At 70.1% G+C, this 26,021-nt stretch carries 22 protein-coding genes; all 22 read right to left on the reverse strand.

The window, feature by feature from the left end:
• Window positions 1-507: 507 nt before the first annotated feature.
• Entirely contained in the window at window positions 508-3,936 is a 3,429-nt protein-coding gene (locus tag ACFULQ_RS05270; protein ID WP_383538395.1) for a hypothetical protein, read from the reverse strand.
• Window positions 3,936-4,388 carry a TadE/TadG family type IV pilus assembly protein gene (locus ACFULQ_RS05275; protein WP_383538398.1) on the reverse strand — a complete coding sequence of 151 codons (453 nt, stop codon included), beginning with the start codon at window positions 4,386-4,388 and terminating at the stop codon, window positions 3,936-3,938. Before ACFULQ_RS05275 ends, ACFULQ_RS05270 begins: the two co-directional genes overlap by 1 nt.
• Complete coding sequence (locus ACFULQ_RS05280) at window positions 4,388-4,831, reverse strand: TadE/TadG family type IV pilus assembly protein (RefSeq protein ID WP_383538400.1); 444 nt, start codon at window positions 4,829-4,831, stop codon at window positions 4,388-4,390. The genes ACFULQ_RS05275 and ACFULQ_RS05280 overlap by 1 nt, the downstream gene beginning before the upstream one ends.
• Before the next feature lie 14 nt (window positions 4,832-4,845).
• Entirely contained in the window at window positions 4,846-5,271 is a 426-nt protein-coding gene (locus ACFULQ_RS05285) for a TadE/TadG family type IV pilus assembly protein (protein WP_383538403.1), read from the reverse strand.
• Complete coding sequence (locus ACFULQ_RS05290) at window positions 5,271-5,591, reverse strand: hypothetical protein (RefSeq protein ID WP_383538405.1); 321 nt, start codon at window positions 5,589-5,591, stop codon at window positions 5,271-5,273. Before ACFULQ_RS05290 ends, ACFULQ_RS05285 begins: the two co-directional genes overlap by 1 nt.
• Window positions 5,592-5,627: 36 nt before the next feature.
• Window positions 5,628-6,512, reverse strand: coding sequence for a type II secretion system F family protein (locus ACFULQ_RS05295; RefSeq protein WP_383538408.1), 885 nt, complete (start codon window positions 6,510-6,512; stop codon window positions 5,628-5,630).
• A complete protein-coding gene (locus tag ACFULQ_RS05300) occupies window positions 6,509-7,468 on the reverse strand; it encodes a type II secretion system F family protein (RefSeq protein ID WP_383538410.1) in 960 nt (319 codons plus the stop codon). The genes ACFULQ_RS05295 and ACFULQ_RS05300 overlap by 4 nt, the downstream gene beginning before the upstream one ends.
• Window positions 7,465-8,952, reverse strand: a complete 1,488-nt coding sequence (locus ACFULQ_RS05305) for a CpaF family protein (protein ID WP_383538413.1) — start codon at window positions 8,950-8,952, stop codon at window positions 7,465-7,467. The genes ACFULQ_RS05300 and ACFULQ_RS05305 overlap by 4 nt, the downstream gene beginning before the upstream one ends.
• Window positions 8,942-9,769, reverse strand: a complete 828-nt coding sequence (locus ACFULQ_RS05310) for a hypothetical protein (RefSeq protein ID WP_020123817.1) — start codon at window positions 9,767-9,769, stop codon at window positions 8,942-8,944. Before ACFULQ_RS05310 ends, ACFULQ_RS05305 begins: the two co-directional genes overlap by 11 nt.
• The gene (locus tag ACFULQ_RS05315) at window positions 9,769-10,413 is read right to left on the reverse strand and encodes an SAF domain-containing protein (RefSeq protein WP_383538415.1); all 645 of its coding nucleotides are present in this window, start codon (window positions 10,411-10,413) and stop codon (window positions 9,769-9,771) included. Before ACFULQ_RS05315 ends, ACFULQ_RS05310 begins: the two co-directional genes overlap by 1 nt.
• A gap of 73 nt (window positions 10,414-10,486) precedes the next feature.
• The gene (locus ACFULQ_RS05320; protein ID WP_383538418.1) at window positions 10,487-11,374 is read right to left on the reverse strand and encodes an ATP/GTP-binding protein; all 888 of its coding nucleotides are present in this window, start codon (window positions 11,372-11,374) and stop codon (window positions 10,487-10,489) included.
• The gene (locus ACFULQ_RS05325; protein WP_383538420.1) at window positions 11,368-11,973 is read right to left on the reverse strand and encodes a hypothetical protein; all 606 of its coding nucleotides are present in this window, start codon (window positions 11,971-11,973) and stop codon (window positions 11,368-11,370) included. Before ACFULQ_RS05325 ends, ACFULQ_RS05320 begins: the two co-directional genes overlap by 7 nt.
• A gap of 512 nt (window positions 11,974-12,485) precedes the next feature.
• Window positions 12,486-13,400: a replication-relaxation family protein gene (locus ACFULQ_RS05330; protein ID WP_383538423.1), complete on the reverse strand. Its 915-nt coding sequence runs from the start codon at window positions 13,398-13,400 to the stop codon at window positions 12,486-12,488.
• The gene (locus ACFULQ_RS05335) at window positions 13,391-16,030 is read right to left on the reverse strand and encodes an ATP/GTP-binding protein (RefSeq protein ID WP_383538425.1); all 2,640 of its coding nucleotides are present in this window, start codon (window positions 16,028-16,030) and stop codon (window positions 13,391-13,393) included. Before ACFULQ_RS05335 ends, ACFULQ_RS05330 begins: the two co-directional genes overlap by 10 nt.
• Window positions 16,006-16,632: a hypothetical protein gene (locus tag ACFULQ_RS05340; protein ID WP_383538428.1), complete on the reverse strand. Its 627-nt coding sequence runs from the start codon at window positions 16,630-16,632 to the stop codon at window positions 16,006-16,008. The genes ACFULQ_RS05335 and ACFULQ_RS05340 overlap by 25 nt, the downstream gene beginning before the upstream one ends.
• The gene (locus ACFULQ_RS05345; protein WP_383538431.1) at window positions 16,629-17,738 is read right to left on the reverse strand and encodes a C40 family peptidase; all 1,110 of its coding nucleotides are present in this window, start codon (window positions 17,736-17,738) and stop codon (window positions 16,629-16,631) included. The genes ACFULQ_RS05340 and ACFULQ_RS05345 overlap by 4 nt, the downstream gene beginning before the upstream one ends.
• Window positions 17,739-17,776: 38 nt before the next feature.
• Window positions 17,777-20,593, reverse strand: coding sequence for a hypothetical protein (locus ACFULQ_RS05350; protein ID WP_383538434.1), 2,817 nt, complete (start codon window positions 20,591-20,593; stop codon window positions 17,777-17,779).
• A 1-nt stretch (window position 20,594) separates the two neighbouring features.
• Window positions 20,595-20,951, reverse strand: a complete 357-nt coding sequence (locus ACFULQ_RS05355) for a hypothetical protein (protein ID WP_383538437.1) — start codon at window positions 20,949-20,951, stop codon at window positions 20,595-20,597.
• Window positions 20,951-23,641, reverse strand: coding sequence for an ATP-binding protein (locus ACFULQ_RS05360; RefSeq protein ID WP_383538439.1), 2,691 nt, complete (start codon window positions 23,639-23,641; stop codon window positions 20,951-20,953). The genes ACFULQ_RS05355 and ACFULQ_RS05360 overlap by 1 nt, the downstream gene beginning before the upstream one ends.
• Window positions 23,638-24,192: a hypothetical protein gene (locus ACFULQ_RS05365; RefSeq protein WP_383538475.1), complete on the reverse strand. Its 555-nt coding sequence runs from the start codon at window positions 24,190-24,192 to the stop codon at window positions 23,638-23,640. The genes ACFULQ_RS05360 and ACFULQ_RS05365 overlap by 4 nt, the downstream gene beginning before the upstream one ends.
• Window positions 24,193-24,215: 23 nt before the next feature.
• Complete coding sequence (locus ACFULQ_RS05370; RefSeq protein WP_383538477.1) at window positions 24,216-24,539, reverse strand: hypothetical protein; 324 nt, start codon at window positions 24,537-24,539, stop codon at window positions 24,216-24,218.
• A 23-nt stretch (window positions 24,540-24,562) separates the two neighbouring features.
• Window positions 24,563-25,501 (reverse strand): conjugal transfer protein, encoded by a 939-nt coding sequence (locus ACFULQ_RS05375; protein ID WP_383538441.1) that lies wholly within the window; start codon window positions 25,499-25,501, stop codon window positions 24,563-24,565.
• Between the last annotated feature and the right edge of the window lie 520 nt (window positions 25,502-26,021).

Genomic DNA, 26,021 nt, shown 5'->3' on the forward strand with positions numbered 1-26,021 from the left:
CGCAGCCAGCAACTCGCGACGCGGATCAGGCTGCGCAATCGGAAGAAACCCCTGATCAGACACGCATTGCGCAGGCATCGTGATCACTGCGCAGACCTGCGCAGTGCGGTTTTGCGCGGTCCGATTCCCTGAACGCGTCCTGACGAGAAGGATCCATTGCGCATCGCCACCGACGCGACGGTCCCGGACCTCGACCTCCTCCTGTCTGGCCTGCACTTGGCGATCCTGGAACACGTCGGATCGGCTGACGCCGTCGACCAAGGGACCTACCGCCGGCGGGCACTCATGCACTTCCACGGTGACGGCCGAAGGGCGACGTGACGAGCCTCGACGACCTGGTGCTGCGCGCGCAGGCCGTTGCGCGCAGCGTCCGCGACACCCTGGCCGAGTGGTGTGCACGCCCTCCCGCCTTCCATGAGGCTGCCGAGGAACTCCGCGCGTACGCAGCCCGCGACGTCGCCTCGCCCCCGCCAGCAGTGACGCGCCAAGCACCTGCTCACACATCGGCTAGAGGGCCTTGCGTGCCGCCGGGCCCGGGCCGTTGAGTAGCTCGCTGATCAGCTGTTCGGTCTCCGTCTCCAGCGAGCAGTCGAGCGCCCGATTGATCTGTTGGACGCGGGTGATGGCGGTGTGCAGTCCCTGACGGTTGCCTGCTGCGGCCTCAATCCTGAACCAGTCGCGATACAGCAGTTCCGCAGTATCGTCGACGTCGAGGCCGGTCGCGACGGCCTGGCGTGCCGCGCTGAGGTCGTAGTGCGGACCCGTGGGCGTGCGGTAAGTGGCCACGGTGTGCGCGACGTCGATGATGCGCGTGATCATTTCCTGCTGGTATGGCTCGGCCCAGGGCAGGGGCTTGCCGCCGAACGGCCGGCCCCGCACGAGCGTGAGGGCCCTCTCCAGTTCGGTCAGGCCGGCCGGTCCCAGCGGCAGGGCGCGCTCGACGAGTTGGAGGAAGCGGGTCCAGTCGCAGCGCACGCCGGGGGAGAGCCGGTAGGGACTCTCGCCGGTCTTTCGGCGCGGCACATAGGGGTCGCCGGTCGGGTCGTTCCCCAAAGAGCGGCGCAGGCCCTGCATCCGGGCGTTGAGGGTGCTGAGCGACCAAGGGCTGACGGGATCCATGTCGGAACACAAGGCGTCGGCGCTCCGCCCGGGCCGGAAGAACAACAACGCGGCGAGTTGCGCCATCCTCGGGCCGTGGCCGGTGCTGTCCACGCCGGTCACCTCGACCGGGCCCAGAACCCGGATCTCCGGCGCGTGCAGGTCGTGCGCCTCGCACTCCTCGGCGGAGTCCTCGCGGTCGTCAGCTTCCGCTGCCTCTTCTGCCGTGGTGTCCGCGGCCGCCACGGGCTCGGGGGCCTGGGGCGCTGTTGCGGTTTCTGGGCCTGGCCGGGCGTCGGCCTGAGCTGACGTCGTGGGCAGGAGCCGAAGGCCAGCGGGATCGGAGGTGGCGGCGAGCAGAGCAGGGAAGACCTCGCCGCCCAGGTCCGCCGCCACTGCCAACGAAGGACTCGCGGTAGCGGGCGTGGGCGCGATGGGTTCCTCCGCTGCGGGAGGATCCGGCTGCTGCACCGTCTCAGGCTCGTCCGGGACGTCCTGCCAGGGACCCTCGGCAGGATGGGACGGTTGCCCGGATACCTTCAGCGCGGTGGTGATCTGCTCGCAAGCGGCGTGCTCCAGACGCTGCACCGTGATGTCGATGCCGGCGTACTCGAGGGTCTGCGGCCCGCTGAGTGAGGCGTTGAGGATTTCCGCCTCAGGGAAGTGTGCAGCCGCCGAACTGGCCGGGGCGATCAGAGTGACGGGCACCGTGCCGGACTTGTCGATGACGTCGGCGAACCGCCAGGCCGTGTCCGCGTCCAGAGATGACGCGCACAGCAGCAGATACGGCTGATGCTGGGTTTCGGGCATCTGGTGCGCTTCCAGCAGCCGCTCGGACAGATCACGCAGAGCGTGGGCGGCGTGCTGCATGTGGGCGATCCGCGCGGTGGGCAGCAGCTGCGGCAGGTCCTCACCGAACCCGATCGTCACGACCTCGACGTCACTCGCCCACGGGCTCATCCCGAGCTCCAGGGCGAGAGAGGTGCACACCTCGGAGATGTGGACCGGGTTGCCGTCCAGCAGCAGCGCAGGCAACTGCGCGAGGTTGAGTAGCAGAAGCTCACCGGCCTCGGTGCTGCCGACCGTGACCAGCCCTGGATACAGTGCCGGCACCTCGCGGGCGGCCGCCTCGTCCAATAGGACCGCGTCGGAGGGCAGGATCCACCAACCGGCCTGCCCGGAGACGAAGGGCGCCTGCGCCTCCTGGGAGAGATCCTCGGGCAGCACCTCCACTGCACGGGCGCCGATCCGTGCGGCCCGCAGCGGCGGCACGACCGCAGGGTCCTCCTGGGCCGCCCGGTGGGCCAGGGTCCGCAGCGCCACGTCCAGGCGGGCAGCTCCCCCCGGCTCGGCGGCGGCCGCTAACTGGGCTTCCGCGGTGGATGTCTCCGACGCGATAGCGATCTTCTCGCCGGGCCTGCGGCGGCGGCGCTGCAGCGTCCTGCGCAGGGCGAGAGCTCCAGTAATGGCGGCCGCCAAGAGTGCGCCGGCGCCGAGAACGGTGCGCAGGTTCAGCGGGCCTCCGGCCGGAGCCGTCACCGGGGACTCGGACGACGGGGCGGCGGGTGACGATACAGCGGAGCCGGACGACTCAGCCGATGGCGAGGCGGCAGAGGGCGAGACGCTGCTGCTCGGCCGGAGCGTCGGGGAGGCCGATGCGGACGGAGCAGCCTGATCCTGCCTACCGTCCTCGGCGGGGCGGCTCGCCTGAGTGCTGGGAGCCGACGCGTCTGGTGCGGGAGCAGCGGTGCGGCTGGGCTCAGCCGCATGTTCCTCCCCTGCGCTCCCGCCAGGCGACTGCTCACCGTCGGGGCTCTGCGTGGCCGGGGGAGTGGCCTCTCGGCTCTCCGACTCAGCACCGTGGCCGTGGTCTTGGGGCGGCTGGTCGGGCTGGGAGCCGGGCACGGTGACCTGCTGTCCCGCGTAGATGACGTCCGGGTCGGAGATGGCGGGCAGCCCGTTCGGCTGCGGCTTGTCCCGGCTGGCCTCGAACAGGCGAGGCCACTCGTCACCGTCGCCCAGCTCTTCCTCCGCGATCTTCGACAGGTAGTCGCCGGAGTGGACCGTGACGACGTGCTCGCGCTTCTCGTCGGCAGCCGGGGCGCCGTCCTGCAGCTGCGTACGGATGCCTCCTGCTGCATCGGGCATCTCCAGCTGCCAGCCGGGCTGCAGAAAGCTGTTCGCGCGGAAGACTTGGCCATCGACCATGGTCCGGCCCTCGTTCAGGTCGGCGATCTCCCGCCACCGTTCGCCGTCTCCCAACTCCCGTTCGGCGATGCCCCACAGGCTCTCGGCGGGCCGCATCTCGCGCACCGTGTACGACGTGCGGGATGACGAGGTGCTCGTCGCGGACACGGGGGCGTGATCGGCTTCGGTGGCTTGCGGGGCCTGCGTCGTGTGGCCGGGGACGAGGGCTCCGGTCTTGGCAGGCGCGGCCTGCGCGTCGGAGGCCAGAGCCGAACTTGTGGGCAGCAGGACCAAGATGCTGCCGATCAGAAGCGCGGCGGCCCGTTGTGAGGAGCCCAGACCGCGCGGGGCGCGCCAGGTGCGGCCCCGCAGCTGTGCGATCAGCTCGCGGACGGCGCAGAACGCGAACTGCGCCCACCCGATCCAGCCGACCGCGACGAGTAGCAGTAGAAACACCGCCCCGGTGTCCTGCCGGTCCAGCAGGTGCCTGAGGTCGTCGTGGGTGGCGTCCCAGATGGCCGGGGTGGCCCAGGCCAGCAGCAGCGGCAGCCCGGCGACCGCGGCGGCCAGGACGATCAAGCTGAGCACGGCTTTGAGGGCCCGGGCCAGGGTGCGGCCGGCCGTCGCGGCGGGGGAGGGGGTGGTGCGCATCAGTTTCCTTCAGGAGCGGTGACGCCATGCAGGAGGGTGGCCTTGCCATGGCCGGTCACCGGCAGAGAGCCGATCCCAACCACCGACAGAAACTTCGTGTCGTAGGAGGTGGTGACGTTGACGGTGAGGGTCTTGCCGTCGCCTGACACGCTGACCGTGCCGGTGGCGTCGGCGGAGCGCAAGTAGGCCTGGGCGGCGGCCGCTGCGTCCTGGGGATCCACGACGATTGCTGTGCCGTTGATGGCCTCGGCGGGATCGATGGCCTGCCCGCCCGCCCGGGCCGCTTCGCCGGCGACGTAGTCGGCGCGTTCCGTGGCGCGCATCTTGCTCCCGCCGTCGACGGCGACACCGATGATCCCGATCAGCGCGATGACGCAGACGGCGACGAACACGGTGATGCCTCCGGAGTCGTCCAGCCGTGTTTTCCAGTGGTCTGCGTGAGGGAAGATCATCAGTCACCCCGCTGCCGGTACTGGTCCACTATCGAGGTCGCCGTCGACGTGAGGGTTTTGGCTCCCGGCACGCCCGGTAGCAGAAGATCGGACAGATTGACCGTGCAGGTCACGGTCGCGGAGACCGTCCCCACCTGGCCCACCGGCACGCTGAGGCCGCCCGTGTTGATGCTGACGGACGTCGACGCGCACTTGATGCCCTGGTCTGCAAGGGACTCCGCGGCCGCCGACTGCGCGGCGCCCTGGGCGGCCGCTGCTGTGCGGTGGATGGACGCTTCTCGCGCCGCGTCCTCCGCCGCAGAATCGATCTTCGCGCCGGAGGTCACGATCCGGCCGCCGGCGATCGCCATGCACAGGAACATGATCAACGCGGGCAGGAGGATCGCGGCCTCGATCGCGGCACTCCCCTCGTCGTTGCGGACGCTGCGAGCCCAACGGGCCATGGATCGCACGTCATTCACTCCCCGGGGACGGTCCAGCGCTCCAGGGGGCCGGACGCTGACTGCGTGATCTGCAGGCCCGCCACCCCCGGGATCATCGACAGGGCCGTGCCCGACACCCTCACCCGTACCCGCTGCCCGTCGCTGCTGGCCACGACGCTGTAGCCGCGCAGGCTGTCACCAGCGGTGCGCCTCAGCACGTCCTGGGCCTGGGCGGCGCCTGCGGCCGGGCTCGACTGGTAGGCGCGGGCGGCGGTGAGGCCTTCGCGGGCGGCGGTCAGAGCGATCTGCCGGGCGTAGTACCACATGGAGGCCTGGATGACGGCGACCGTGGCGAGCAGCACGAATGGGAAGATGATCGCCATCTGGATGTTGGTGTCCCCACGGTCGTCGCGCCATCTTCGCCCCTGCCACCAGCTCTTCAGCTTGTCCGGGGCTGGCATCACAGGCCGTTGAGCTGGCCGTTGTACTTGGCGATCACGACGGCGATGGTCCCGGCGATGAGGACGGCACCGGTGACGGCGGCCACCCAGATGATGACGGTCGTGGTGGAGATGTCGCCACGGTCCGGTCGCCGGGCGGCCTCCTCAAGGCCTTCCTGTACGCGCGTGGTCAGGCGGACGACCGCACCGTTCGCGCGTGCCCACGCGCGCGCTGCACGGCGGCTACGTCCCGGTCCGCGGAACGCGGTGTGCGGGCCGGTGTGCGAGTTGGTGGTCGCGCGGAGCACAGCACGACGGGTGCGGGCTGCGGTGTGCTTCATGTTCCGTACCTCTCTGGGGTGTTGAACGTGGTGGTGTCAGACGGTCAGCATGCGGATCACCGCGGGGAACGCCATCAGCAGCATCACCAAGACGGCGAGCAAGGCGCCCGGCGCGGTCATTTTCTCGCTGGCTGTGTTCGCCTCGGCGGCCTGATCTGCGAGGAGTTCAGCGTTGAGGGCGGCGGTGCGGGCTCGCAGCGCCTTGTAGACGGCGGCGCCGTCGGTGGCGCTGCCGCGCATGATGTCGGCGACATCGTCGAGGACGGGCAGTTCGTACTGGGCGGACAGCTCGGTGAGTGCCTGGTAGGGCGGGATCTTCTCCAGGCGGGCGCGGCGCAGCGCGGCCTGCAGATACAGGAAAGGCCAGCCCTCGCCGACCTCGGCGGCTTTCTCCAACGCCTCGGCGGGGCCGGCGTCGGCGGCCCGCTTGAGTGCGACCAGGTCGAGGTAGGCGGACAGGGCGTGCGCGAATTCCTCCCGTGCCCGCTTGGCCTGGTCCCGCACGGCGAGATCGGGGGTGATGAACAAAAGCCCGGCGATGACGAGTCCGACGACGGCGGGCACGTAGAACGGCAGGCCCACGCCCGCGATGGTCCACGGAATCGTCGCGATGACTGGGCAGAGGAGGCCCAGCGCGGCGAGCGCGGTCTTCTTCAGCATGAACTGGCCCGGTCCCTGACCGAGCAGGGCGAGGTTTGTGGTGGGGACGCGGACTCCCGGAAGCCGCTCGATGCGGGCCAGCAGCCACCGTCCCCAGATCTCGTCGCGGTCCAGTTCCGGCTCGGGCAATGTCAGGGTCGCCGGGGCCGTGCGCCTGAGCGCCGGTCCCAGCGCGGGCTGCGGCTGCAGGAGTTCACGGATCAGCAGGGCGACGCCGGCGCCGATCGTGCCGCCGGTCAGGACCACGGGGATCAGGTTCACGGGGTGGCTCCTTCCGGCTCGCGGGCAGCGGCCGGCCCATGGGACTCCGGTTCCGGTGCGGGGGCGGGCAGACGGACGGTGCTGCTCGGGTCGGTGACCAGGAACCGCGGGATGCGGCGGAAGTTGCCCAGCTGCCGCATCAGGGCGAGCACGCCGACGAATCCGGCCGTCAGGAACGCGAGCACGAGCTGGCCCAGGAGCGTGGAGTAGGGCTTGGTGTAGGACGGCACGAAGAACCCGGCTACGACGACCCCCACGGTGATGATGGTCATCCAGCGCACGGTCGTCCGGGGCTTGGCCCGGTCTGCCTCGATGGCGCGCTTCTTGGCGACCTCCTCACGGACGGTGCCCGACAGGTCCTCCAGCGCCTGGGCAAGGCCGGGGCCGCGGTCGTTGACGGACAGGATGAGCGCGGCGACCACCTTGTCGGCGGTGACATCGTCCAGCTCGTCGGCGAAAGCCCGCAGGGCTCCTTCCGGCCGCCATCCCAGGCGCAGCCGGTCCGACAGGTTGATGATCTGCGGGGCGAGCTCCTCTGGCGCCCCCTGCCGGCTGGTGACCATCGCCTGTTCGAGGCCCATGCCCAGGCGCAGCAGGCCGGCGAGCCGCTGTGTCCACTCGCTCAGCGCCTCCAGCTGGCCGATGCGGTCCTGCGCCATCTGCGCGGGGGTGATCAGCCACGGTACGCCGATGACGCCGGCGCCGAGCAGCACGCCGCCGACGAAGTTCCCGGATACCAGCCACACGCCCGCGAAGACCACGGCGCCCGCGACCATGAGGGTCCGCCGGCGCATCCGGGTGTCTTCGCTCTGAATCTGCCCACCGCGCAGCGCTGCCTGCCAGCGCCGGTGCAGCGGGGCCCGGCGCGGAGCCGTGGTGCCCACGACACCCGCGACAAGACCGACCAGGCCTCCGGTGACGGCCATGCCGCACAGCAGTCCGAACAACAGCGTCATCGGCCCGCCCCCACTTGTAGCGGGAGCGGCGCCGACCAGGCCCCGTAGGGCTGTTGCAGGAGCGAGGAGTCGAACCCGACACGGCGCAAGTCATCGATGCAGCCCGGGTCCATCCGGGGCACGGCCCGAAGCTCTCCCCACTCGCTGCCGGGGGAGAAGATCGAGTTGGTGGCGGGGCGTCCGTTCTCGCCGATCCCGGTCAGTTCCAGGACGTGGGAGACGTAGCGGTGGCGGCGGCCGCCGATCTGCGTCTCGTCCGTGATGTCGACGTAGACGATGAAGTCCAGGCCGTTGGCGGTCTGCCGGTAGGCGAGCTGCTCGGACAGGTTCCCCTGGGCCAGCGCGTACAACTCGGCGATCCGGTCGAAGATGATGTCCGGACGGCGGGCGTGGATCGTGCAGAGGTTGCCGCCGGATCCGTTCGTCAATGCCTGCATCATTGCGACGACTTCGGGCCCGCGGACCTCGCCGACCACGATCCGCTCCAGCGACATCCGCAGCGCCGGGTGCATCAGGTCCAGGAGTGTGACCTCGCCGGCGCCGCGCCCGGTGACGTCCTTCTCACCGTTGGACTCGCGGCCGATCAGGGAGACGACCTGCCGGTGGTAGCCATTGGCGTGGGCGAACAGCTCATCCTCGGTCTGGATGGTCGCAAACCGCGTCTCGGGGTCGAACTCCTTGAGCATCGCCCGCAGCAGGGTGGTCTTCCCGGCCTTCTGCTTCCCCGCGATCATGATGTTCTTCTCCGCGCGCACGCACGCCCCGAGGAACTCGCGCAGGATCGGGTCGATCGTGCCCAGCCGTACGAGGTCGTCAAGATCGGCGTGGGAGACCCGGTGCCGGCGGATGACCGCATAGGTCATCGGACCCAGCCCGGTGATGGCCTGCAGACGCGAGCCGTCCTGCAGAGACAAGGCGAGGGTGGGGTTCGCCGTGGAGATGGTGCGCTCGTTGTGCCCCGAGCCCCGGGCCAACTCCCTCAGCAGTTCCAGCAATTCCTCTTCCGACTCGGCGATCGGCCCCACCTTGCGGCGTTCGCCGTCGCCGTAGTCGAGCCACACCTCGTGCGGGCCCTGAATGATGATGTCCTCGACCCGGTCATCGTCCAGATACGGCTGAAGCCTGCCGGCCCTAAAGAGCAGGTCATATACCGCGCGCCGCAGCGCCTCGTCCTCCTGCGGCGTCATGGCCTGGGCGTCCGACCACAACGCGACGGCCTCGGCGATCCAGTTCAGGCAGCGCTGCTCCTCGCTGGCCATGTCCATATCGGGCTTGGTCTTCAGCAGCTCCTCGCGCTGCTTCGCGACCTGGGACGCGATGTCCCGGGCCACTTTATAGTCGACGGTGACCTGAGGGACTGCCACGCCGAGCGCGTGGGTGCTTGAGACAGCACCGGCAGGTGACGGGTTGCCATTTCTCTGGGATAGCAGCGTCGGAGGCGGCGGAGCCACGCTCGGGTCGGGGTGCAGGGGCCTACCGTGCACGGGTCACCTCCCCGCCCGGGGTACGCAGGTTGCGGGGATCGAGGCGGGCCCGGCGCAACGCGACCCGCTGCACCAGCACCGTGCTGGCAGTGCGCGCGGCCTTCATGAGCGACGACTTCGTGAAGTGGCGCGGCTGCTCGGCCCCGTCGGACAGCACCCGGGCGTCCTTCGGCGCGTACGGCAGCGTGGCCACCACCGGCACCTGGAGGACCCGCTGCACCTCACCCGCCGGATACGGCCCTTCATCAATCATCACGACGCCGACATCGCCCACGCGCTCTTCGAGCGTGCGCACTCGGCCCTCGGCCGCTTGCAGGCAGCGCAGCGTATTGCGGACCACGACGAACACGGCATCCGCCTGTTCCGCCAGGATGCCCGAGGGTCCGGAACCTCCGCGACGGCCGAGATCGATCAGCACGTCGTGCTGGGTCTGGGCGTCGATGCCGCGGAACATCTGCGCCAGGATCTTCCAGACCGAACCCAGACTTGCCGCCTGGGCAGGATCGGTGAGACCGGGCAGTAGCAGCCGGTCACGCGGGGACTCCTGCTTGCCGTCCTCACTGCTGAGGTCGATCAACTGGCGCCAGAAGGCGTCGCTGAACTCGTTCTTGCGGGCGGCGACCGAGAGATTGCGCAGCCCGTACCGGTCGCCGAGCGAGCCCTGCAGTAGACCGTGCAGCACGGCTCCGCCGTCCGGGTCGCACTCAGCGAGGATCATCCGGCGGCCCGGGTCCAGAGGCCACGACAGCAGCAGAGCGAGGGCGCTCGTGGTCACGCCGGGCGCTCCGCTGCACCCGGCGAGCGCGATGACGGCCATCAGTCACCGTCCGGAGCAGCGAGGACCAGGCGCAGAGTGCCGGCCGCCTCCCATGCGGCGGCTGTGGGGCCGTCGGTCGCGGCGGTGGCGACGTCGACGACAACGATTCCCGTCCCGGGTGCGGCTCCGGACGCCTTCACGACGCGGCCGTCGATGGTCTGCGGCGTGGCACCGGACGTCTTGTCCGTGTCCGTGGTGCCCTGGGCCGGGACGTGGACCAGCTGAACCTTCTGGCCCGGCACCAAAGCGGTGGCCGGGATCTGCTTGGGTTCCAGGCCGATCGGCACCAACTGCTCGCCGGCCTTCACCAGGTTGTCCTTCGTCACCTGCGAGGGGGAGAGCAGGGAGCCGGGCTTGAGCTCGACGGCGGCCCGCTTGCCCACCACCGACTTCAGGTTGTCGGCGCGTACCGCCTTGACGGCCGGGTCCAGGGCGAGCGAGGCCTTGCCCAGGTCGTCCTCGGTGAGAACCTGGCCGACCTGGACGTCGCGGACCACCGTCACGACGTCCGTGCGGTTGCCGACTTGGAGCAGGAGTAAGGCAACTCCGGCGCCGCCGGCGGCGATCAGCGCCAGAGACAGGGCGATGATGCCTGGTCGTCGCCTGCGCGCTGACACCCGGGGCGGCGTGACCGGTCTGGCCACGCGCCCTTGTTGGGGGAGGCCGTTAGGGGCTGTGTCTACTTGAGTCTTGCTCACCGTTCTGTCCTTCCGGCGGCTACCTGACGACCTGGACTTCGCCGACCGCCACCTGCACGTTGGTCTGCCGGACCTCGGTGAGCTGGCCGGCTTGTCCGCCGCCCTGCCAGTTGATCGTCCACGTTGAGGTCGCGGTCACCGGGAACTTGGCGCTCTGGGCACCGGCCGACGTCTTGGAGTACACGTGTCCGCAGGTCGGGGACTGGGCCATGCCCTCAGATGACGTGTAGGGCGTGCCCGGTCCGTTGCACGTCACGCTGGCGCCGTCGCCCATCTTCCACTCGATCTTCGACACCTTCGCGGTCGCGGTAACAGTGATCCCTCCCGCCGAGGCCGACGCGGTGTTCGGTCCGTACGTTGTGGCGCTCTGGTTGACCCACATCCACATCGGGACACCTACGGTGTACTTCCCGGCCGCACGCGGACTGGCGATGTCCGGACCAAGCAGAGTCATCGAGTCGACGGCCCGCTGCGCCAGGACAGCCGGGTCGACAGTCTCTTGCGGAGGCAGATCGGCCAACCAGACCATCCGAATGATGGTGTCTCCGTCGACGCCACCCCAGCCGCATGTCTGTTCGTACACGGCTCCGTCGCCGGGTTCGCGGCCTTCCCAATCCAGGCTGCCGGCTGGTGGCTGCGGGTCTGCGAGCTTGTAGACGCAGACCGTCTTGTCGGTGGGGTCGCCCCCTTCGGATGAACCGCTTCCACCTGTTCCGTCCGTGCTGCCGCTGCCGCTGCCGCTGCCGCCTGCTTGGCCGCCGCCCTGTCCGGGGACGTCTACCTCGACCTCGCAGTCGTACAGGCCGCACTCGATACCGCCGGGGTCATCGTCCGCGTAGCTGGTGACAGGGACAGAGAGTGTGGCCAGGACGGTTAACACGGTGATGGCAGTGCGGCGCGTCAGCATGACTTCCCCTGGGGCTCATCGCGGGTGACGCGCCAGCCTCCCGGGTACTTCTCGACGGTGCTGAGAATCCGGTACTTCGTCAGCCGGTTCTCCGGTTGGGCCACCGGCTTCTTGGTTTCGGCATCGACCCTCCGCCACTTGGAGATGTCCAGGCAACTGGAGACGGTCGCGTTGGGGACCTTGCCCGAGGCATCGACCTTGGTGACGGTCTGGTCGGTGAGGGCGACGCTGCCGGTGTAGATGCGGCCGCGGTCATGAGCGCGCTTGGCATCTGCCTCGGCGTTCTTCAACGCGGCAGACGCGGCGTACTTGTCGAGCTGCGCGTTCCTACCCGTGGAGTCGGCGTAGAGCTTCTCCATCTCCCGCCAGTAGGCCCCGTACACCGCGATGACGGTGGCATCGACGGTGGTGGCAGACGCCGAAGGGGTCGGCGACTTGGCTGCAGACCTGGAGTTGGCGTCCGAGGGAGATGCGGCATCTGGATCGTTGGAACTGCAGCCGGCCAGAGCCACCAGACCGCCTGCCAGGAGCAGGGCAGTTACGTGCTTTCGGATGCGCACCGTGGCGGGCGCTGGCTGGCGGTCTAGTGATCGCTTCACTTTTCCTCCCCGTTCAGTGCTGGCTGATTGGGCTGAACGTCCCAAATCGCCGCTCGGAAACCGACTGTGTGCCCTGCATGAGCTGCACCGATGACCTGTTGGTAGTCGAGAGATTACGCATATGCCAGTCAACATCCCACTAGTAAAAAGAAGTTCTCGCAGGCAACTTGGGTGATATCTGGTCACAACGGGTCGCGAAGGTCGACAAGTCTTCATGCCGAAAAGCGGGAGTGTGGCCGGTTTTCGGGAATGCGCCACTTGGCGGGATCCGGCGCGCCGTATTGACTCGACGTTGTCCCTGCGCGGGCCGCCCACCGACGGGTGGGATTCCGGACTGCGAACCCGGGTGATGGGTACAGCATGCGACGTCTCCTGGTGTCGGTGTGCGGCAGTGGCGACAGACGTGAGTCCGGCGCTGCACTTGCGTAAGTTAGATGTTCGCGTACGCAAATTGCAAGGGGGTTTGAGGTTCAGTTGCAGGGTTGCGGCATTCGCACGTGGCACACGTGGTTTCACAGCTCGGTCCATGGGCGGGCCTTGTCGCCGACCAGTGGAACCCACACATCAGCGGTCGGGCCGTACGCGTCCAGGTCCTCCAGGACGGTGGCCCCCAGCGGCACTTCTCGAGCGAACTCGGCCACAAGCGGATGGTGGGCGACCATGGCCTTCAAATCGCTGATCCGGTTGTCCATCGCCTGACGTCCGGAGCCGGTCAGCACGAACAGGACCCGCGGGTACACGGGATACCAGCGCAGCCAGCCCCGGCCAACCGTCTGCCGGCGTCGGCCGATCGCCTGCGGCTCGTACGTCCACAACCGCGCATATTCGATCAGTTTCGCCGCCAGGCGCTCGCTGCTCATGGTGGCGCGGTCGACTTCGACGAACGCCCGTAGTTTGCGTCGCTGTTGGGCCTCGATGAGCGTGTAGTGCATGACCGCGTCGGCCACGACCTTCTCTCCGTCGCCGATCGCGTGGAAGACCTCCGGGGTCCAGTCCAGGTGACCGTGCTCGTCGCCGCGGCGCCGGGCATCCGCGACGAACGCCAGGTGCGTCCGCAGGACCGTCAAGGTGTGCGGAGTCTTCAGGGAGGCGGCGGTGGCCGAGGTGATCGGATACGGCGGCCGGCCCCGCAACGCGGGCCAGTCCCGGGTAAGGCGGGCGCCCTTGTGCGTCAGGTACCAGACCCGGGTGCGATGGGACTGCGGCAGCACGACAAAGTCGACCAGGCGCTCGCCGAGCAGATCGTTCAGCCGCTCCGAGACCGACTGACGGGAACGGTCCGGCCGTAACAGGACGTGCAGTTGGTGGGTGGAAGCCATACGGTGCTGGGCGAGCGTGGCCAGGAGCTGATGCTTGAGGGGCTCGGTGGGACTGGGTGTGAAGCCCGCCGGCGCCCGCTCCGTGTCCCGGGCGGCGGTCAGGTCCATTCGTTCTCCTTCTCCTTTTTCGACAGGGGGACAGCGGCGGCGTCGGCGGGTGCGTGCGCGGCGAGGAAGGCGGAGACCCGGCCGAGCTGCCGCGCGGCGCGGTCGGTGAGCTGGCCCAGCGGGCGTGCTTCGGCGTTGGCCTGCGCGGCCCGCTCCAGCTCTCCGACGTGCTTCGGGCGGGCCTGGGCGGCGAAGACGGCGTCGAGATGGGGGCCGCGCAACCGGATGGGGCCGACACGGCGGCCGTGGACGTTCAGGGAGACGTAGTGCTCGAAACGCTCCATGGTGGCCACCCGGTCCGGGCTCGGGTTGTCGCCCCACTCCGCGGTGACAGGCGCAATCGCTGACTTCGACCCGGCGGTGGTGGCCAGCGTGGACGCGTTCTGCACCAACGACAGGCGCACCGGGGTAGGCAGGCGGGACAGGAGCTGGGTCATGCCGTGGACGTGGCACCGGTACTTGCGCAGATCCTCGAACATGGCGGCGATGGTCTCCGGGGCCGCGCCGGTCAGGGTGATCAGCTCGTCGAAGTACGGCCGGAAGGGCACCCGCTTCTCCTCGGGCGTATCGCGCCTGGAGCGGGCGGCCCGCAGCAGATCACGGGCGAGTAGCGCCGTCACCAGGCGGTCGGTGGGCCCGTTGCCGCCCGGGCACACCCACACGATCATCTTGGAGTCCATCGCCGAGCGGATGTTGTAGACCCCGACCGGCTGGCCGAGGAAGGCACGGGTGACCGGGTTGCCGGCCAGTCGGGTGATCGGGTTGAGGACTACCGCGAACGCGTCGGGCGGCAGGGTCGGGAACACCGCCTTCCACCATGAGCGGGTCTCTTCGTCCAGCCGGCCCGCCACTGCGGTGAGCGCGGCTTTGCGAAACGGCGCATCGGTGAGCAGGGCCCGTACGTGGAAGATCGTGGCCTGGTCCTCGGGCTGGCCCGCTTGGCAGGCCGCCTCGTTCACCGCGACCAAGACGGTGAGCGCGGCGGTGAGGATGGTCAGTGCGCGCGGCGCGGTCGCGTCGTCCCAGGCCAGTGCGGAGGCGTAGGCGTCGGCGATCGCCTCGACGACCTCGTGCGCCGCCTGGCCGTGGTGCATGCCGAGCGGATTCCACGAACTGACGCGGGGGTTGGCGCCCAGCCCGTTGAGGTCGACCAGCGCGATCCGCGGCATCAGCTTCTCGTGGGCGAGGAACGGCATCGCGCGCGGCCAGGGGTCGCGGTGCGGGTCCACGAAGACCAGCCCGCCGCCCGCGTGCGCCCAGCCGATCGCCTGAGCGAGGGCCCGCTCTGTCTTGCCGCCGCCGGCCTTGCCCGTCCCGACCTCGAACAAGGTCTCCTCGGCGTACGTGGCGACCAGCCGCTCCCGGCCGTCTGGGCCCCGGTAGATGCCCTGCAGCAGCAACTCGGGCTTGCCGAACTCGAAGGTGGGCAGGTCCCCGGCGAGTACCGGCAGCCGGCAGTTCACGGTGGGGGGCTTGAGCAGGCCGGTGAGTTCCTCCAGGCGCACCCAGTTGGCGCGGGGCGGCTGGCAGCGCCCCAGGTTCCAGCGGCGCTCGAAGCCGTGCTGGGTGGGCCAGTGGTCGGCGCCGATCCGCCACGGGCCGAGCCGCCAGCCGCGCATGGCCCACCGGGAGCGACCGCCGAACACATCGAACGCTGCCTGCATCTGGGCGAGACGGGCCTGGGCGCGGCCCTCGGTGTTCGAGGCGCACATCACGAGCAACTGGACGCGGACCAGGTGGTCGTCCTCGGCGAGCTTGCCCAGCGCCTCGGCCGGCTCCACCCGGCGGGGCACGGGCGGCATCACCAGCCGCCTCCCGGTACCTGAGCCAGGTTTGTCACTGAGGAGTTGCTGCAGCTGCCCGCCCCAGGAGTCCTCGATGCCGCTGGCGTCCTGCCGCAGCCACCGCGCAGCGCGCTGGGCCTCACGGCGTTCGGACCTGCGCGCGGCACTCATCAACTGCAGGCGACGAGCCCGGAGCGCCCACTTCGGAGCCCGCTGGATGTCGAGCCTGATCTCGGCGAGGTCGCCGAGCTCTGCACGCAAGTCGGCCACGGCGTCGACGAGCGGCTGAAGCGGGTCCGGAGTGAGCGGCACCTCGCGCAGCGGTGAGGTGAGCTTGCCCCGCAGGATGAACTCGGCTCGCACCGTGTGCGTCCGCGGCTCGTCCACGATCGGCCTCGCCCGGTTGACGGTGACGTCCGGCCCGAACGGGGTGATGGACAACAGACGTTCACCGCCCGCCGGGCCCTCGATGCGGTAGCGCAACGGTGTACTGCCGTCCGCGCGCAGCCGGATCTGAACCGCCTTCGCGCGGCGCGGCACCCACCAGGGCATGGCCGTCGATGCGCGGGCAAGCTGAACACCGCGCCGGAAGATTTCCTCCAGGCCAGGGTCGAAATGCCGGTTGGAGACGAGCTCCAGGGCCATCCGCTCAGCCGATGCCTTCGCCGCGAGCCGACGCACCACCAGCTCACCCACGCCCCAGCACACGGCGATCGCCAGAGCGAGCAGGTACCAGTGGTCATAGAGCCAGCCGACGGCGTTGACCAGGCTGGTGACCAGGACGAGTAGTTGACCCGGGGCCGTGTCATCGGCCCGGTCCGTCAGGTACGGGGCTGCGGAGTCCACGTCGCTGCTCCCATCTTGATAGTGCGGGTGAAGAACCAGTCGGTGATGCGGAGGTCGGTGAAGGTGCCGCCGCGGTCCATGCCAGCCCACACCAGATGGACCACCGCCTTGTCCGGGCTGCCGTCGCGGCGGGCGATCGCGGCCTGGATACGAAAGCGAGTGGTGGCGAACGCCGGGGCTACCGCCTGGCCGGAGTCGGGGAAAACCTCTGGCCACCTCGCGCGGCCGACTCCCGTGGCGTCCGCGCGAAGCAGCGAGCGACCGGCGGCAAGCAACTCGCGTTCGTCGTTGGAGGGAAGGTCGGCGGGCCATGCCATCTCCAGGTTCCGCTGGACCGCCGGGTCGCCGGCCACGCCCTCGCCGTGCGGCGGCAGAGCCGACTCGACGGCCGACGGGGTCGATGCCGCGGACGTCCTAGAGGGAGCCGTGCCAGCGGTCGGCTCCCTGGCGGGGGGCACGTTGGCCTCCGTGGTCGCGCGCGCCGTCGAAGCCGGGGAGGGTGGCTCCTGAGCGTGCTGCACGCCCAGCAGGGCGACACCCGCGGCGGCGAGGATGACGGTGCTCAGCAACAGCAGGCGCGGTGAGCGCGGGGTGGTGGTCACAGCAGCCGGGCTCCCCCAGCAAAGCCCGAGATCGCGTTGACGGAGTCCAGGCGCACCACGGTCCCAGGACGGGGAGCGTTGACCATCTTTCCGCCGCCGACATAGATCCCGACGTGATAGATGGTGGAATCACGTCCGGGAGCGGTGGCGTAGAAGACGAGGTCACCAGCCTTGAGCGCACTGGTGCCGAGGCTGGCCGGGATCCGCTGGCCGACACCCGCCTGGGCGGCCGCGACGCGCGGCAGGCTGATACCGACCCTCGCGTACGCGTACTGCGTCAGCCCGGAACAGTCGAAGCCCCTGATGGTTGTGCCGCTCTTGCCGCTCGGCGAGCAGCAGATCCCGTAGGAAGCGCCGTTCGCGTTGCCGCCGCCCCATGAGTAGGGGACCCCCCGCTGGGATTGCGCGGCCTCGATGACGGTGCGCACCGTGCCCGTGACGTTTTTCAGGCCCGGGTCCTTGGCGGCCGCCGTGTACTGGTCGATCCAGCCCAGCACGTTGGCGACGTATGCGCCCGACTGGTTGTACTGCAGGACTGCCGCTTTGAGCTGGCCACGCTGGGTCAGGTCACGTCCCTTGCCGCACAGGTAGATCGCCGCGCCGAGCGCGGCATCGTCCGCGTTGTGCGGGTCCGCCCTTCCGTCACCGTTGGCGTCTTCGCCGACACCGTCCCAGGTGGAGGGCAGGAACTGGAAGGGGCCGACAGCACGCTCCGCGCTCGCGGTTCCGTCCCAGCGGCCGTTGTCGGTGTCGGGGAAGGAGGTCGTGTTACCGCCGGCTCCGGACCCGTTGAGGAGCACTCCATAAATGCGCGGGCGGATGTCGCCGTTGCCGGCGATGTTGCGCCCGACTGCATGGTTGGACTCGACCTTGGCAATCCCCGCGAGGACCGGCCAGTGCATGCCCTGGCATGTAGGCACGTGCTGGCCGACCTGCTGGACGGCCTTCTTGTAGGCAGTGAGCATCCGCGGCGGGATGTCCGCGGCGCTGCCGCCCTCGGCGATCCCGCCGTCGTCCTGGGCACCCGACTTCAGCGCGACGTACGCGCTGATCGCGTTGCCTACCGGTGCGGCACAGCACACGGCGGCGAACAGCAACAGCGCCACCACACGCCCCCACCGCGCCATCCGGCGCCGGGTCGGCCTCATTCGTCCTCACCGTCCTCCGGCTGCCGGGCCCGCTCCTGACGAAGGCGCTCTGCGTCGGGCGCGGTCCTGCGCATCAACTCCTGGAACCGGGCCCGGGCCTCGTCACGAGCGGCGCTGCGAGCGCTGCCCCCTCCGGGAAAGATCGGCCCGGACCGCGCGGGTGATGGGCCGGCCGGACGCCGGGGCCCACCGCCTGCCATCACCGTCGGGGACGTCGGCGGGGCGCTCGGCCGGGGACCGGCTGCAGCCGTGGTCGCAGCTGCGGGCGCGCTGGCCCGCGGTGAGGCCGGCCGCGTGCGGGCCGGGGAGCCGGAAGAACCGGTCGGCCGGGGAGCTGGTGCCGGGCGGCTGGGCAGACGACGGCTGAGGAAGGGGCCGGGGCCGCCGCTGTCGTCGGTGTGCTCCCGCAGGACACGGGAGACATGACGGCCCGTGTCCGCCCACGCCCGGCCGTCCTCGCGGATGGTGTTGCCCCAGACCCGCACTTGCTGGCGGGCGTCCTGGGCGTAGCGCGATCCTCCCGACCGGGCCCGGCGGACGTTCGCGGGAAGACCGACCGTTGCCCCATAGGCGGTCCGGCCCCTGCGGTTGAGGATGCGGTAGCCGCGGAAGCGGACCAGTCGGTTGTGGGTTCGGGTGGACAGCAGGGTGCGGTCGGTGTTCTGGTCGTGCAGCACCTGGCCGGAGGCGCGGTCGACGACCTGGCCCTGTTCGTTGCGGTAACGGTCGGGTGGGCCTCCAGGGCGACGCGGGCCCGTGCCACCCGAACCGTCGCGGCCGTCCGGCGGGTTGCCGCCCGTGTTCGGGTCGCCGTCGGCGGTGGGCTTGCGCCACTTGGCCAGCTGCTCTTTGTCCGGTCGCTTTCCGATCAGCAGCCAGTGCGCGCCCTTCGTGCTGAGCCGCGCGCCCAGCCCGCCCACGGCGGCGGCCGCGGTGAGCGGGGCGAGGCCTCGCCCGGCTTCAGCGGTGGCGTCGGCGAGGATGCCGCCGGTGTCGACAGGCAGGCCCGCACCGTCGATGAGGGAGGTGAGGGCGCCCATCAGCCGCTGGCGGGTGCCGAGCATCCCGTACCGGCCGCTCCCACCGCCCGTGAAGGTGCGCAGGCCGCCGCCGTATCCGCCCATCGCGGCGGGGGAGTTGAGGGCGAGTGCGGCGCCGAGCTCAGAGGTGTCGCCGGGCAGGTGGGTGCCGCCGACCTTGGCGTAGCGCATCCGCATCGCCATGCGCCTGCCGAAGGACGTGATCCCGGCCAGCAGACGGCGGTGCCCGGCCGCACCAGCAATGGCGAGAACATCAATCAGCAGGATGCGCTCGACCATCAGATCGGGACCGTTGGTGACGGTCGCGTCGATGGCGATTCCAAAGAAGGGGATGAAGGCGCAGATACCGACGACGGCGAGGCACGCTACGCCCCAAAGAGACAGCCACTTCCACACCGACTGGCGGGCGGGCCCGGGCAGCATGCCCGCGATGAAGGTGACGCCACCGACGGCGGCCGCCCCGGCACACACGCCCTGGGTACCGAGCAGGACGATCGCGCTGGACAGGAGCATGCCGCAGATGAACAGAGCGGCGATCAGCAGCAGGAAGGCGCCGCCGACCCGCCACCAGGTGGGCTGTTCCGCGTAGGCGGCGCACGCCTTGCCGACATCCCCGGCTTTCTTCATGTCCGCCAGGAACGCGGCGAATGCCTGGTCCTCTTCGGACACCACCGGGCTGGCGGCATCCAGCAGCTCACCGCCCGGGGTCAGCTCGGGCAGTTTGCCGGTGAGTTCCTTGGAGGTGCCGTCCTGCTCGCAGATCTCCTTGGCCGGGCCTTTGAGCAAAGAGCAGTTGTCCTTCACCTTCTTCAGCTTCTCGTTCTGCTCCTCGCAGTACTTCCGCGCCGGCGGGGCGATCAGAGAACAGTCCGCGCCCCCGTTATCGCCGTCGCTGGTGTAGGCCTTGTATCCGCCGGAGACCCATTTCAGATGAACGGCGTAGGCCTCGCGGTCGGCCTTCTTCGCGGGGTCGAGGATGCGCCCGTACTCCAGCAGCATGAACGGCTTGACCACCAGGGCGTTGGTGATCGAGTCCTGCAGGGGGCGGGCCACGTCTGCTGCTGAGACGGGGGCTTCCTCTTCACGCTCCAGGCACTGGAGTTCGGCGTTGCCGGCCAGGTCTGCGCAGGGGTCGGTGCTGGCGATCTTGCCGCCCCAGTCGTAGGAGTTGACGCTCTCCTGGGCGACCTCGGCGGCCACTTGCTGGGTCTGCCCCAGCGGCCCGTTCGCGGCGAGCAGGTAGTCGGGGCGGACGAAGGTGGAGGCGGCGAAAGCCGCGATCAGCAGGGTCAGGAAGATTTCCCCCAGACCGCGGCCGACTCGGCCGCGCACCATCATGAACCCGGCAAAGACGAAAGCCCAGGCCAGCAACAACCCCTTGATACCGAGGGCGTCGACGACCACATGGTTGTAGGCGTCGGCGACCTTCTGCGCGGGGGCGGTGAGGATCGTCAGCAGCGGAAACCGGAGAGCGACCTCGATGGCCCAGCCGGCCAGTCCGACCAACAGCCGGATGATCGTGAACAGGCCGGACAGGGCGAAGGCGAGGGCCTGCGTCTTGAAACTGACGATCGAGCCCCCGTCCGCACCCAACTCGTAGCCGTTGATCGGCAGACCCTCGGAGGAGTCGATGTTCAGCGGGGCGAGGAGGTCACCGGTCTCACTGCTGCTGCTCGCCGCGTACACGACCTGGCTGTTCACCATGACGAACACGCCGGTGAGCAGCACGACGGAGGCGGCCGAGCGGAGGGTCGCGCGGTCTGGACGGAACATGTCAGCGCCGCCTTTGCCCAACAGGGCTCCGCAGCCGCCACATCACGAGGGCGGCCACACCGGCACCGGCCGGCACGAGCCGCCACGCCGCACCGGCAACACCCGGCTGCTCGGCGGGTGCTGCGGTCGCGGTGCCGCGCTCGCAGTAGTCCTTGGCCGGACCCACGATCAGCGCGCACGGGTCCTGGTCCGATGGATGGGTGTCCGAGGCGAAGGCCTGCCCCGTGCGCGGCCACCACGCCTGAGGCACACCCACCCTGACGGTCAGGACGAGCACGCCGACCACGACAGCGACCAGGGTCAGGACACTCGCGGCCGCGGTATGGCGACGGGAGCGTTCCCAGGTAGAAGCAGTCATCAGACGAGTTCCTTCGGACGGGACCCTGCGGCCTCACCGGCGAGCGGCTCAGGCGCCGACGGCGAAGCAGCGCTCGCTCTGCGTCCCGGTGTGGTCGTGATGGACGTGGCAATGCGCGGGATACGGGGGATGGAGACCTTGACCCGGCCGGTGTTCTGCCGCGGGCAGGTCAGCAGGAACTCGCCCTCCCGGCCCTTGCGGCCGACGGGGGACAAGCCAGTGGTCACCAGCCGCAGCAGCTCGCCGTCGTTCGGGTCAAGGCCCACGAACTCCAGACCGCGGCGAGCACGTTCGCGGTCAGCAGTGCGGGCGAGCGCGCGGTAAGCCATCAGGCCGCGATCGGGGCCGAGTTCCACGGCGTCGTGGGAGGCAGCAAGGAGGCCGGCGCCATGTTTGCGGCCGTCGTGGAGGATTTCGTGGACCAGCGCCGTGCCCTCGGCCGACGACGTCAGCCAGTACAGTTCGTCGGCCACTACGGCGGTGAACCGTTCGGGGTCCTCAAACGCTGTCTGCCGGGCGAGAGCGGCGATCAGGTAGAGCACCGCGCGGCCGATCAGGGCCTCCAGCGGCTGCTGGTGCAGCACCTCCGGGTTGTCGAACGCGGCCTTCGGCGGCAATTTCAGCCCCGCCGTCGTGATCACGATCATGTCGGAGGTGCTGGACGCGTCCAGGTGAACTGGCGGCAGCGTGGGGTCGAAGACCATCCGTGCCAAAGAGTTGGTGGCGACCACGCGGACGAGACCGGCGAGCGTGGACGCCGCGTCCTGCCGCTTGCCCACCTCGCTCCTGGCCATCTCCTCGAGGACTTCCAGCACGCGGTGCATGGACGGGGTGTCACTGGCGGCGGCCTGCTCGACGGCGTGGTGAAGGACCTCCCCGTTGGTGCTCATCGGGCCGATCCCCAGCTGCAGAGTGAGGTAGGACAGGGCGTAGTGACGCCCCTCAGGCCCGTCGAACATCCGCAGCGGGTCGATGGACACCTCGGCTTGGGCGGCGTCGATGATCTGCACGCGCCCCTTGGCCGCGGTGCGGGCAAAGTTGGCCCACTCGCGTACGGGGGTGCGGTCGATGCAGATGGCGCAGCCGCCGCGCGCCCACACCGCTTCCGAGATCAGCTTCTGCAGGACGCTCTTGCCCGCCCCGAGGTCCCCGACGATGCCCATAGACGCGGACGCGTCCACCTTGGGCGCATCCGCCACGTTGATCATGACGGGGCGGGTGGTGCCGCTGTCCAGGTCGATACCGAGGAACATCCCATTCGGGTCGCCGACCTCGGAGGCGGTGAAGGCCCCGCCGAGCGCCCAGTCTTCGGAGACCTGGTGCTGGGTGAACTCCCGCACGACACCCGGCCGTACGGTCCCGGGCAGGCCGAGCATGAACAGGACCTCCTGCAGGCCGGCCGGGCGCACGGCCCGGTAGTCGGCGCCACCCAGCAGCGCCGCCAGGGCGCGGGCCCTCGCGTCGCACACGGCGGCGGTCGGCCCCCACACCGTCAGCACGGTCACGGACTGCACCTCGACCTCCACACTGGTCCGCGACAGGCGGGCGTCCAGCTCGCCCAGATCACGGGCGGCCTCGGTGAGCGAGGTGGGCGTGCCGGTGGGGCGGGTGTCGTACTGGTCGGCCTGGTCGATGAGTTCGTTCTTCTTGCGCCGTACTTGGTCGCGGGCTTTCTCCGCCGGGACGAGGGTGAGGTCGCTGGTGTAGTCGACGGGGAAGTCGAGCGTTTCCAGCTGGGCGAAGAGGTCGGCGGCGTCCTGACTGACCGCGGGCGGGCACTCGGCCAGAGCAAGCTGCGCCTGATAGCCGGTGCCGGTGTCGGATTCGATCTGCAGCCAGCGCCGTCCGAGCGGCGAGCCGGTGTTCACCCGCCACCAGGTCTTCCGCCCGGAGCGCGTGATCCGGTCGGAGCTCTTGAGGTCACGGGTGTCGTCGAGGTCGGGGTCGATGCCGCCTTCCTGCAGGCGTACTTGGCCGAGGTCGGCGTAGCTGGGGGAGTGCAGCACGCCGTCACGCAGTTGCCCGCCGTACAGCTCGCTGGATTCGGCTTGTGTCAGCAGCGGCTCGGCCAGGCCGCGGTGCAACGCGTGCTGGATCATCCACACGACTTCCGCCGGGCGGGCCGGGCGGAAGGCGATGCCGCCGGCGAGTGCGGCCTCCACCCGGGAGGCCTGCTCGCGGTAGGCGGTCACCTCCCGTTGCGCCACTGGCGCCGGGCGCATGCCGAGCGTGGGAGACATCTCCGCCCACGCCGCGCCGAGGGTGGCCGATAGTTGAAGGCCGCCTGTCTCGGGTTGGAGCGGCACCGCGAGCCACAGGGTGCGGTGGTGCATCTCCTGGTCGTCCAGCAGATCCAGGGTGGCTTCGACGTTCTCCACCCAGGGGTGCGGGCCGTCGTCCGGTGCCGTGTCGGCCGGCTCGATGCCCTCGATCATCTTGAGGGCGATCTCGCCCGGGTCGACCTGCGCGCACAGCCCGAACAGCCGCGGCGCCCCGGACAGCGACCGCACCAAGTGTGTGATCTTGGCGAGCTGTTCGTCACGGACCGCAGCGGGCACATAGGTGCCCTGCACGGCCTCCTCGTGCTGCCCTTGTGCGTTCGGGCCCGGGTGCAGGCGGTAGAGGGCCCAGACGCTGCCGTGCGTCGACCACACCAGGTGCCCGGCGATGTGACGGATCGGAACTTTCACCGCACACCCCCGCCCTGCTCAGCCAGCGCGAGCAGCTGCTGAACCCCCGAAACCGGCCCCACCGGCACCGCGGGAGCAGTCGGCTCCCTGTGCTGGTGCGTGGCCGAACGGCTGGGGTCTGGTTTCGAGTGGGGGGCTCGGTCGGTGCGCGGCTGCACCGTAGGGGACGGTGTCGCTGCCACGGCGGGGACGGGCGCGTCCTCGATGGTGAAGCCGCCGGTCAGGGGGTGGGGTGCGTGGTCGCGGGCGGCGCGGCCGCCGATCCGGCCGCCGCGGGGTTGCCGGAGGAGCAGAAGCCAGCCCAGTGCTGCCTGCAGCGGGGCACGGCCGGCGATCTTCGGACGGCGGACGGCCCAGATCGAGAGCAGCCAGGCCGCGATCGGGATCGGTCCCATCCAGGACCACCAGCTGATGGTTTTGATGAGGAGGAAGCCGCCTGCGACGGCGACCGCGATCTGGGCGGGTGTGTAGGGGCCGAGTGGGATTTTCCAGTCGGCGACTTTGCCGAGCACCCACGGATGCCGGCGGGCGGTGGTGTAGAACCGGCTCATCCGGCCCGCGGTGGTCGTGGCGCTCACAGCCGGCCTCCGGCACCGGTGGGGTGTTCTCGTGCGACGGGGGCAGAGCCGTGCACGGTGCCGGGGTTGGCGGGTGCGCCCTTGGCGGGGTTTTTGATCTCGTCTTCGAACATGGTGGCGAGGCTGTCGCGGGAGTTGTAGAGCCCCAGCGCGATGATCATCAGGAGCAGGGCGCCGATGCCTGCCTTGAGCGAGAACTTCTGGATCATGATGGCGACGACGAGGACGAGCAGACCGGCCTGGAGACCCTTGGTTGCCCAGTCCTTGAGCATGGTGATCCAGCTGTCGCCGAGGTCGTCCAGCTGCCCGGCGAGGACCATGCTGTTCACCGTGTTGACTGTGTTCACCGGGCATCCCCGTTCTGGGTTGTTCCGGACTCAAGTGCTGTGACGTCCCAGCGTCCCGAGCGGGCTGTGAGGGTGAGCTGGTACGCCAGTGGCCATCGCCCGCCGGTGTCGCGGGCTTGCACCTGTGCGAGGACACGGACCTTCGTGCCGTCGTCCGGCACGCGTTCGGCGGCCGCGGCCTCCTCGACGGCCCACACCTGCTGCACGGTGAGGGCCGTGTAGGGGGCGGGGGAGAGGGGCGGCAGGCTCAGGCCGGGGGCGAGGTAGCGGTCCACTTCTGCGGCACCGGTCAGGTAGGCGGCGAGGAACTCCCCGACCGCGGCCGATAGTTCACCCTGCGGGACTCTCACCCCGTACGACGTCTTCGGCACCTCGGCGCGGGTGGGGCCGGCCACCACGGCGGGCGCGCCGGTCACGGTGAACGAGGTGCCCGCGCGATCGGCGGCCACCGGCACCGCGTAGTAGCGCACCGCTGTGTCGTTGTATTGCGCAGCCACTGTCACCGACCATGCGCCGTGCGCGCGTTGCGCGCTGCGCACCGCCGTCACAAGCTGCGGCGCCGGTTCCGCATCCGCAGCCGGGTCGGGCAGTTCGACGTCCGGCGCCATCGACTGCACAAGTCGCGCCTGCGCACTGGTGGCGTCATCCGTGCTGCTGCGCAGCCACGCGTGGACGAACAGCTGCGCATAGCCGGCCGGGTCGGCGGCTACCCCTGTGGTGCCCACGGTGGTGGGCGTGGCCGGGGTGGCCGCCTCGACCGTGGCCGGGGTGGAGGCGGTGGCGACGGCGACGGATAGAGCGAGGGGGCCGGCTGCGATGGCGGTCCAGACGGCCAGGCGGGACAGGCGTACGCGGCGCCGCATGGCCTCCAGCCGGGCGCCTGCCGCCGTCGGGGCGGCGGCCTCGCGTTCCGCGGGCTGCTTGCCAGTGGACATGGTCGAACTCCCAGGTCAGTACGGATGTTTCTGACCTTGAGGAAACCCGTGGGCCCCGACCCGACCACCGACCACGAAGGCCCGACCACGGTCACGATGGGGACACGAAGTCCGTGGTCGGGCCCGTGGTCGCCCCGACCACAGGCCCGACCACGGGCCGGCCGCGCGTGGGAACCGGCGCATCCTGGCCGCCCCAAGTCGCGCGGCCGACGACCGTGGTGAGGCCTTCCTGCCGCACGGCCGCCGCACCCGCACACCAGTGGGCAGACGGTCGCCGCCGTGGGCTGCGGCAGAGTCTGCGCAGTGCGGCACCCGAACCTGCGCATGAAAAGACAGGGAGGCCTCGCCGGACTGCGCAACCGCTCAGCACGATCCGATTGCGCACGATGCCCGGCCGGTTGCGCAGCCGCGTTGCGCAGCCTGGTTGCGCAATGGCCCGCCCGGCGCTGCGCAGTCGGGCGGCGCACCCCGCACAGGCGCCGGCTGAAGGCCCGTGGTCGGGCCGACCACAGGCCCGACC

Source organism: Streptomyces sp. NPDC057253 (assembly GCF_042669125.1).
Taxonomy (GTDB): Bacteria; Actinomycetota; Actinomycetes; order Streptomycetales; family Streptomycetaceae; genus Streptomyces.

Bases quoted from the DNA above. Each gene is read 5' to 3' on its own strand.
- ACFULQ_RS05270 (WP_383538395.1), bottom strand. From the start codon at position 3,936: ATGCGCACCACCCCCTCCCCCGCCGCGACGGCCGGCCGCACCCTGGCC.
- ACFULQ_RS05370 (WP_383538477.1), bottom strand. From the start codon at position 24,539: ATGGTCCTCGCCGGGCAGCTGGACGACCTCGGCGACAGCTGGATCACC.
- ACFULQ_RS05355 (WP_383538437.1), bottom strand. From the start codon at position 20,951: ATGACTGCTTCTACCTGGGAACGCTCCCGTCGCCATACCGCGGCCGCG.
- ACFULQ_RS05365 (WP_383538475.1), bottom strand. From the start codon at position 24,192: ATGAGCCGGTTCTACACCACCGCCCGCCGGCATCCGTGGGTGCTCGGC.
- ACFULQ_RS05330 (WP_383538423.1), bottom strand. From the start codon at position 13,400: ATGGACCTGACCGCCGCCCGGGACACGGAGCGGGCGCCGGCGGGCTTC.
- ACFULQ_RS05310 (WP_020123817.1), bottom strand. From the start codon at position 9,769: ATGGCCGTCATCGCGCTCGCCGGGTGCAGCGGAGCGCCCGGCGTGACC.
- ACFULQ_RS05300 (WP_383538410.1), bottom strand. From the start codon at position 7,468: ATGACGCTGTTGTTCGGACTGCTGTGCGGCATGGCCGTCACCGGAGGC.
- ACFULQ_RS05275 (WP_383538398.1), bottom strand. From the start codon at position 4,388: ATGATCTTCCCTCACGCAGACCACTGGAAAACACGGCTGGACGACTCC.
- ACFULQ_RS05320 (WP_383538418.1), bottom strand. From the start codon at position 11,374: ATGCTGACGCGCCGCACTGCCATCACCGTGTTAACCGTCCTGGCCACA.
- ACFULQ_RS05285 (WP_383538403.1), bottom strand. From the start codon at position 5,271: ATGCCAGCCCCGGACAAGCTGAAGAGCTGGTGGCAGGGGCGAAGATGG.
- ACFULQ_RS05290 (WP_383538405.1), bottom strand. From the start codon at position 5,591: ATGAAGCACACCGCAGCCCGCACCCGTCGTGCTGTGCTCCGCGCGACC.
- ACFULQ_RS05375 (WP_383538441.1), bottom strand. From the start codon at position 25,501: ATGTCCACTGGCAAGCAGCCCGCGGAACGCGAGGCCGCCGCCCCGACG.
- ACFULQ_RS05280 (WP_383538400.1), bottom strand. From the start codon at position 4,831: ATGGCCCGTTGGGCTCGCAGCGTCCGCAACGACGAGGGGAGTGCCGCG.
- ACFULQ_RS05350 (WP_383538434.1), bottom strand. From the start codon at position 20,593: ATGTTCCGTCCAGACCGCGCGACCCTCCGCTCGGCCGCCTCCGTCGTG.